An 8614-nucleotide genomic window follows, 5' to 3' on the forward strand; every position below is an offset into this window, starting at 1 on the left:
TAGCAAGAAGTGGACGATGCCAATACGGGACTGGAAAGCGGCACTGAACCGCTTCGCCATCCAGTTTGAAGACCGGGTACCGCAGACTTAAACGAAAAACCGTTTACACAGAATTCAGTACACCCCCGAAAAAGAAAAGACAACCAAGGCCGGCATCGCTACCAAACGCTTAAAAGCTGGCTGGAATGCCGACTATCTCGCCAAGGTCTTGGGCTTGCCGACCTGATGCTTCATGCAATCGCCCTGACCCGCTGCCGGCCGTTGCAGATCGCAACTGGAAAATTTGACCATCTGTGAGTACACTGGTTTCTTTGTTTGCCTACCGTCCCGATTCCGTATGAAAGCCCTCGCTCCTGGCACCGTCATTTTTCACCGCCACCGCGGCTATGGCGTCATCACGTCCGTCAATCTGCTGACGGGCTGGATCGCCGCCCGTTTCGGCAGCGAAGCGCGCACCCTGGACTTGAACCTGTCGACCGATGATGTGCAGTTTGCCGATGGCGAAGCGATCCTGTTTCGTCGCGCGCCACCGGACCGCATGCCGCACGCGCGCCTGATGGCCATGGTGCGCGAGCTGCACCAGGCCGGTTATCAAAAACTGTATCTGTATTCCTGGCCGAAACCGTCGGGCCTGCACTGGCGCTGGCATTTGTTTACGGGGCCGCGCGACTGGATGCAGCGGCCCTGGCGCGAAGGCTGGTATGGCTCGGGCGCCGATTACAACGTCAATCCCGTGATGGGCTGGGGTGATACGCCCGGCGCCACTACCGGCGAGCTGATCGATGCCCTGGCGCGTTTCGACCCGCAAGGCTTGGCGCAGGCGCTGGGGCGCGATGACGACCATAGCGCGTGGTTTGGCCGCGTCTGTGACGCCTTGTTGCCCGATTACATGTACAGCCTGGACATGCAGCGTACCCCGGGCGAGCCCTTACAAGACATGCCGCCCGTGCCGGTGGTCGCCGTGCGCGCCGGCGTGGCACCGTACGAGGGGCCGGACATCGCCTGGCCGCCCGGCTGGGCAGGCCTGTGGCGGGGCCGGCACGTGCTGCCGGCGCCCGCCATCCGCATCACGGGCGAGCCCGACCTCATCAAGGACTTTCAGCGCTCCTGAGGGGCTTGCCGCGCGTGTTGCAAGGTTTCCGGATTGAGCAGGCGCGTGCATTGATGCTGCGTAAAATCGACGACGTTTTGCAAGGCGTAGCGGAAATACAGTTCATAGCTGTCACGCTCGACGTAGCCCAGGTGTGGCGTGGCCAGCACGTTCGGCAGCAGCAGCAATGGCGTGCCTGGTGGCAGCGGCTCGTCCGTAAACACGTCCAGCGCGGCGCCGCCCGGGCGCCCTTGCGGCAATGCCGCTTCCAGCGCGCCTTCGGCGACCAGTTCGGCGCGGCTGGTGTTGACGAACAGGCTAGTCGGTTTCATGCGCGCCAGGTCTTCGTTGGTGACCAGGCCGCGCGTCTTGTCGGACAGGCGCAGGTGCAAGCTCAGCACGTCGGCCTGTTCAAAAAAGGCCTCGCGCGATGGTGCCGCCGTATCGCCGGCCGCCACGGCCGCCGCGCGGCTCGCTTCGCTACCCCACACGAGGATCGTCATGCCGAAAGCGCGGCCATAGCCGGCGATCAATTGGCCGATCTTGCCGTAGCCCCAGATTGCCAGGGTACGTCCCTTGAGCACCGTCCCCAGCGTATTGCGCACCGCTTCCAGCGACGACGTCTGCCATAGCCCTTCCTGCAAATGTTGCGCATACGGCACGATCTTGCGCTGCGCCGCCATGATCAGCGCCCATGTCAGTTCGGCCGGCGCCGTGGGCGAGCCGATGCCTTCCGCGATGGCGATGCCCAGCTCGGTGGCGGTGGCCACATCGATATGGCCGCTGACCTTGCCCGTTTGCGAAATCAGTTTCAGATTCGGCAGTTTCGACAGCAAGGCGCGGTTGAAACTGCTGCGTTCGCGGATCAGCACCAGCGCGTCGAACGGCGCCAGGCGGATCGTCAGCTGGCCCAGGCCCCGCGCCGTGTTGCTGAACACTTTGACCTCGTGGCCATCGAGCAATGAGAAGCAATCGAGGCTGCGTACGGCATCCTGGTAATCATCGAGTATGGCAATTTTCATGGTAGATGGCCGATTTTAGTAAGGATTTGGTAGGGAAATAACAGGATACGCGAAATGCTGAATAGCCTACTACATTAGTCAGGCTATTCTCGTACATTTTTGCGAGAATAGCGGTTTAGCGGGTGTACAATCGCCGGCACTTTTGACGCTTCCTGAGTATAGTTAGAGCGCAAACTGTTCCAGCTACCTGGGTGCATGTTTCAGGTAAACGACACCAGAGCCCTGCCCGCGTGAAGCCGCCGCCCGCAGTGAGCCGCAGCCACCTTGCAACGATGCTGCCTGTCTTGCCGGAACGACCAGAATTTCTTTTATTGGTATTGGAGGTAATATGAATCAGCCCGTCATGGGTGGCGTCGCCGCACTCAACGTCCCAGCTTATATTAAACAACAGAAACTGATCAACTGGGTGGCCGACATTGCCGCGCTGACCAAGCCGGAGCGCATCTACTGGTGCGATGGCTCGCAAGAAGAGTACGAGCGTCTGTGTGCCGAAATGGTTGCCAGCGGCACCATGAAAAAACTCAACGCGGAAAAGCGCCCGAATTCCTACCTGGCCTGCTCCGACCCGAGCGACGTGGCCCGCGTCGAAGACCGCACGTATATCTGCTCGGCAACGAAAGAAGCGGCTGGCCCGACGAATAACTGGACCGAGCCTGGCGAGATGCGCCACACCCTGAACGGCCTGTTCGATGGCTGCATGCGCGGCCGCACCATGTATGTCGTGCCATTCTCGATGGGCCCGTTGGGCTCGCCGATCGCGCACATCGGCGTCGAACTGTCCGATTCGCCGTATGTCGCCGTCAACATGAAGATCATGACCCGCATGGGCCGCGCCGTGTACGACGTATTGGGCGCGGATGGCGAATTCGTGCCGTGCGTGCACAGCGTGGGCGCGCCGCTGGCGGCCGGCCAGCAAGACGTGAAATGGCCGTGCAACAGCACCAAGTACATCGTGCATTTTCCGGAAACGCGCGAAATCTGGTCCTTCGGTTCCGGCTATGGCGGCAACGCCTTGCTGGGCAAGAAATGTTTTGCCCTGCGTATCGCCTCGAACATGGGTTACCAGGAAGCGCAAGCGTCCGACAACAACCCCGGCTGGCTGGCCGAACACATGCTGATCCTCGGCGTGGAATCGCCGGAAGGCAAGAAGCATTATGTTGCGGCGGCGTTCCCATCGGCTTGTGGCAAGACCAACTTCGCCATGCTGATCCCGCCGGCAAGTTTTAACGGCTGGAAAGTGACCACCATCGGCGACGATATCGCCTGGATCAAGCCGGGTGCCGATGGTCGTCTGTACGCCATCAACCCGGAAGCGGGCTACTTCGGCGTGGCGCCAGGCACCAACGAAAAAACCAATTACAACTGCATGGCCTCCATGCGCGACAACACCATCTTTACCAACGTGGCGCTGACGGACGATGGCGATGTCTGGTGGGAAGGTTTGACGAAAGAAGCACCAAGCCACCTGATCGACTGGCATGGCAAGGACTGGACGCCAGCATCCGGCACCAAGGCGGCGCACCCGAATGCGCGCTTTACGGTTGCCGCTACGCAAAACCCGGTGATCGACGCTGCCTGGGACGATCCGGCCGGCGTGCCGATCTCTGCCTTCATCTTCGGTGGCCGCCGCTCGACCACCGTGCCGTTGGTAACGGAAGCGCGCAACTGGGTCGAAGGCGTCTACATGGCCGCCACCATGGGTTCCGAGACGACGGCAGCGGCCGTGGGCCAGATGGGCATCGTGCGCCGCGATCCATTTGCCATGTTGCCGTTTATCGGCTATAACATGAGCGATTACTTCCAGCACTGGCTGGACATGGGCGTCAAGGTGGGTAAAGTCAACCCGGCCGCCTTGCCGAAAATCTATTGCGTCAATTGGTTCCGTACGGACGAGGCAGGCAAGTTCGTCTGGCCTGGCTTTGGCGACAATATGCGCGTGCTGAAATGGATGCTGGACCGCATCGAAGGCAAGGCCGGCGGCGTGGAAAACCTGTTCGGCACGACGCCGCAGTATGGTGACCTGAACTGGGATGGCTTGCCATTCACGCAAGAACAGTTCGACACTATCACCTCGATCGACAAGGCCGCGTGGGTGGAAGAATTGAAATTGCATACGGAGTTGTTTGAAAAACTCGCGTATCATCTGCCGCAAGAATTGGCAGATAACAAGGCTGCGCTGGAAAAGCGGCTGAGTGCATAAAGTTTAGTAGTGGGGGGAGAAACACGCCGGCAAAGACTGGCGTGCGATAAATGACACGCCGGCAATGACTGGGGTGCTATCAAAAAGAGAAACGGCGCGGATTGCATGAGCAATCCGCGCCGTTTTTTATTGCGCTGCCGCTTATTGCTTGAGCAGCGGCCCCAGGTACTTGCCCGTCACGCTGGCCGGGTTCAGGGCCACGTCTTCCGGCGTGCCCGTGGCGATGATCTGCCCGCCGCCGGCGCCGCCTTCCGGGCCCAGGTCAACGAGCCAGTCGGCCGTCTTGATGACGTCCAGGTTGTGCTCGATGATGACGAGGGTGTTGCCCTGGTCGCGCAGGCGGTGGATGACTTTCAGCAGCAGATCGATGTCGTGGAAGTGCAAACCCGTGGTCGGTTCATCGAGGATGTACAGGGTGCGGCCCGTGTCGCGCTTGGACAATTCCAGCGACAGCTTGACGCGCTGCGCTTCGCCGCCGGACAGGGTGGTGGCGCTCTGCCCCAGCTTGATGTAGCCGAGGCCCACGTCGAGCAGGGTTTGCAGCTTGCGCGCGATCAAGGGGACGGGCTTGAAGAATTCATGCGCCTCTTCCACCGTCATGCCCAGCACTTCCGTGATGTTCTTGCCCTTGTAGTGCACTTCCAGGGTTTCGCGGTTGTAGCGCTTGCCGTGGCACACATCGCACGGCACGTACACGTCGGGCAAGAAATGCATTTCGACCTTGATCACGCCATCGCCCTGGCATGCTTCGCAGCGTCCGCCCTTCACGTTGAACGAGAAGCGCCCCGCGCTGTAGCCCCGTTCCTTGGCCGTCGGCACGGTGGAGAACAGATCGCGGATCGGCGTAAACAAGCCCGTATAGGTGGCGGGATTGGAGCGCGGCGTGCGCCCGATGGGGGCCTGGTCGACGGAAATGACCTTGTCGAAGTGTTCCAGGCCGCTGATCGATTCGTGCGGCGCCGGTTCCGTCTGCGAGCCGTACAAATGGCGCGACAGGGCCGGGTACAAGGTATCGTTGACCAGCGACGATTTGCCGGAGCCGGACACACCCGTCACGCAGGTCATCAGGCCCACTGGCAAGCTCAACGAGACTTTTTTCAGGTTGTTGCCCGTCGCGCCAGTAATAAGCAGCTGCTTTTCCGGATTGCTGGCGTGACGCTTGGCGGGCACGGCGATCTTCAGCTTGCCGTTCAGGTACTGCGCCGTCAGCGATTTCTTGTTCTTGAGAATGTCTTGCAGGGTGCCTTCGGCGATGATTTCGCCGCCGTGCACGCCTGCGCCTATGCCCATGTCGACGATGTAGTCGGCCGTGCGGATGGCGTCTTCGTCATGCTCGACCACCAGCACGCTGTTGCCGATGTCGCGCAAGTGTTTCAGGGTTTCGATCAAACGGTCATTATCGCGCTGATGCAAGCCGATCGACGGTTCATCGAGCACATACATGACGCCCGTCAAACCGGAGCCAATTTGCGATGCCAGGCGGATCCGTTGTGCTTCGCCGCCGGAAAGCGTGTCGGCGCTGCGGTCCAGCGACAGGTAATCGAGGCCCACGTTGTTGAGAAATTTCAGGCGCGAAATGATTTCCTTGACCACGCGGTCGGCGATCTCTTTCTTAGCGCCCGTCAGTTTCAGCTTTTCAAAGAACTCCAGGGTCTCGCGCAGCGGTTTTCCCGCCACTTCATAGATGGCGCGCTGTTGCTTGCCGGTGCCGACTTTGACGAAGCGCGCTTCCACGCGCAGGCGCGCGCCATCGCATGAGGGGCAGCATTTTTCATTGATGAACTTGGCCAATTCTTCCTTGACGGCCATCGAGTCCGTTTCGCGGTAGCGGCGTTGCAGATTGTTGACCACGCCTTCGAACGTGTGTTCCTTGATGACGGTACGGCCCCGTTCGTTCACATAGCTGAACGGAATCACTTGCTTACCGGAACCGTACAGCACGGCCTGCTGCGAATTCAAGTCCAGCTGCTCGAACGGCATGTCCAGGTCGAACTCATAGTAGGCGGCCAGGTTCGACAGCATCTGGAAGTAAAACTGGTTGCGGCGGTCCCAGCCCTTGACGGCACCCGACGCGAGCGACAGATTCGGGAACGCGACGATGCGTTTCGGGTCAAAGAATTCGATGTGTCCCAGGCCGTCGCACTCCGGGCAGGCGCCCATGGGATTGTTGAACGAGAACAGACGCGGTTCCAGTTCCTGCAGGGAATAGCCACACACATTGCAGGCGAATTTATTCGAATACACGTGTTCCTGGGCGGTATCCATTTCGTAGGCAATGGCGCGACCGTCGGCCAGGCGCAGGGCCGTCTCGAAACTTTCCGCCAGGCGCTGCTTGATCTCCTGGTTCACCTTGACCCTGTCGATGACGACGTCGATCGTGTGTTTTTCCGTCTTCTTCAGTTTCGGCAGGTCGTCCACTTCATAGATCTTTGCCGCATGCGTGCCGCTTTGCACGCGAAAGCGCACGAAGCCCTGCGCCTGCATCTGCTCGAACAGGTCGACGTGCTCGCCCTTGCGGTTGGCGACGACGGGCGCGAGTATCATCAGCTTGGTGTCTTCCGGCATGGCCAGCACGGCATCGACCATTTGCGAGACGGACTGGGCGGCCAGTGCGTTTTCCGGGTGGTCGGGACAGTAGGGCGTGCCCACGCGCGCGTACAGCAGGCGCAAATAATCGTGGATTTCCGTCACCGTGCCCACCGTCGAGCGCGGGTTGTGCGAGGTTGCCTTCTGTTCGATGGAGATGGCGGGCGATAGCCCCTCAATCAGGTCGACATCGGGCTTTTCCATCAATTGCAGGAACTGGCGCGCGTAGGCCGACAGCGACTCGACATAGCGACGCTGGCCCTCCGCGTACAGGGTGTCGAAGGCCAGCGAAGACTTGCCGGAGCCGGACAAGCCGGTAATCACGATCAGCTTATTGCGCGGCAAATCGAGATTGATATTCTTGAGGTTATGCGTGCGAGCGCCGCGAATGCGGATCTGTTCCATGTGATTGCCTTGCTTTCAGTGAGTGGTGCGGCCGGCGCATTGTGCCTGGGTGCAGATGTGGAGCCACAACGGGTCAACCTGTTACTATAGCCGGGTTTTGCTCTGCATGCCTGGGGCGTCCATGGGCGGATTGCGCCGCCAGGCTAACGTGCCCCGACAAAGTTTGATACAGATGCGTGCAGACGTTTAAATACTGTATATAATACCAGTATTCAAGTTTCTTGTTTTCCCTTGCCGTGAAAAAACGTGCTGCCGCACGGTAGCTGGCGTCCGTTAGAAAGCGGGTGCTTTGCGCCGCGTGGTCGCTTATAATCCTCGTTTAGTACACTAAACTAACGCGCGGGACACCGCCTCCCGCTGCAGTTCATCAGGAGTTATTCATGGCATCAGTCAACAAAGTCATCATCGTCGGCAATCTGGGCCGTGACCCGGAAATCCGCTACATGCCTAGCGGCGACGCGATCGCCAACATCGCCGTGGCCACTTCGTACAAATCGAAGGACCGCAACACGGGCGAACAAAAAGAATTGACAGAATGGCATCGTATCTCGTTCTTCGGCCGCCTGGCGGAAATCGTCGGCCAATACCTGAAAAAAGGCTCGTCCGTCTACGTCGAAGGCCGTCTGCAAACTCGTAAATACACGGACAAGGACGGCGTCGAGAAGTACGCAACCGACATCATCGCGGAACAGATGCAAATGCTGGGCGGTCGCTCCGGCATGGGCGGCGACGCCGGCGGTGGCGATGAAAGCTACGGTGGTGGCGGCTACGACGCCCCGGCCCCGCGCCAGGCACCGGCCCCGCGTCCAGCCCCGGCACCGGCGCCACGCCCGGCACCGAAGCCAGCGCCGAACTTCTCGGATATGGATGACGATATTCCATTCTAATGGGCACTTTTTTTAATTCGTAAACAAAAGGCCTGCAGCCGATAGACTGCGGGCCTTTTTTCTTATTTGCACTTTATTTGCCGTAGTGTAATATTTCGAAAGGGGAGAACTTTTGAAAGTGTAAATAAAAATGTGTGCAAAGTACGCTGTAAAGACTGTCGTCTGCCAGGACGGCGAACGTTTACCGATGCTGCTCGATACTGATTCCGGTCAGCCGCTGTTTGATGCTACGGTCTTCACGCTCTGCGAGCTACGGTCGCGAAACCTAGCTAGTGCAACAATCGAGCAAGTCCTTCGTGGGTATTTCGGTCCATCGTGCCCACCGATTCCGGTCCATTGTGCCCAGCCATTCCGGTCCATCGCGCCCACCCATTCCGGTCTATCGTGCCCAGTTTGAGGGCCAGACCGGAATCACTGGTCACGA

General features: G+C 59.6%; 5 protein-coding genes. 3 read left to right on the forward strand and 2 right to left on the reverse strand.

Annotated features, from left to right (window positions below):
• Positions 1-337: 337 nt before the first annotated feature.
• Complete coding sequence (locus CSZ94_RS26200) at positions 338-1111, forward strand: L-asparaginase (protein WP_102124190.1); 774 nt, start codon at positions 338-340, stop codon at positions 1109-1111.
• On the opposite strand, the gene CSZ94_RS26205 is transcribed toward CSZ94_RS26200, so the two are convergent.
• The gene (locus tag CSZ94_RS26205; protein ID WP_102124191.1) at positions 1099-2112 is read right to left on the reverse strand and encodes a D-2-hydroxyacid dehydrogenase family protein; all 1014 of its coding nucleotides are present in this window, start codon (positions 2110-2112) and stop codon (positions 1099-1101) included. The two genes, CSZ94_RS26200 and CSZ94_RS26205, sit on opposite strands and share 13 nt — an antisense overlap.
• Positions 2113-2440: 328 nt before the next feature.
• On the opposite strand from CSZ94_RS26205, the gene CSZ94_RS26210 reads away from it, so the two are divergent.
• The gene (locus CSZ94_RS26210; protein WP_102124192.1) at positions 2441-4312 is read left to right on the forward strand and encodes a phosphoenolpyruvate carboxykinase (GTP); all 1872 of its coding nucleotides are present in this window, start codon (positions 2441-2443) and stop codon (positions 4310-4312) included.
• A gap of 141 nt (positions 4313-4453) precedes the next feature.
• Here the strand turns inward: CSZ94_RS26210 and uvrA are convergent, their stop codons facing one another.
• Entirely contained in the window at positions 4454-7303 is a 2850-nt protein-coding gene (uvrA, locus tag CSZ94_RS26215; protein ID WP_102124193.1) for an excinuclease ABC subunit UvrA, read from the reverse strand.
• A 380-nt stretch (positions 7304-7683) separates the two neighbouring features.
• On the opposite strand from uvrA, the gene ssb reads away from it, so the two are divergent.
• A complete protein-coding gene (ssb, locus tag CSZ94_RS26220) occupies positions 7684-8190 on the forward strand; it encodes a single-stranded DNA-binding protein (protein ID WP_102124194.1) in 507 nt (168 codons plus the stop codon).
• Positions 8191-8614: the final 424 nt, after the last annotated feature.

It is taken from the genome of Janthinobacterium sp. ROICE36 (assembly GCF_002869965.1).
GTDB lineage: Bacteria > Pseudomonadota > Gammaproteobacteria > Burkholderiales > Burkholderiaceae_D > Janthinobacterium.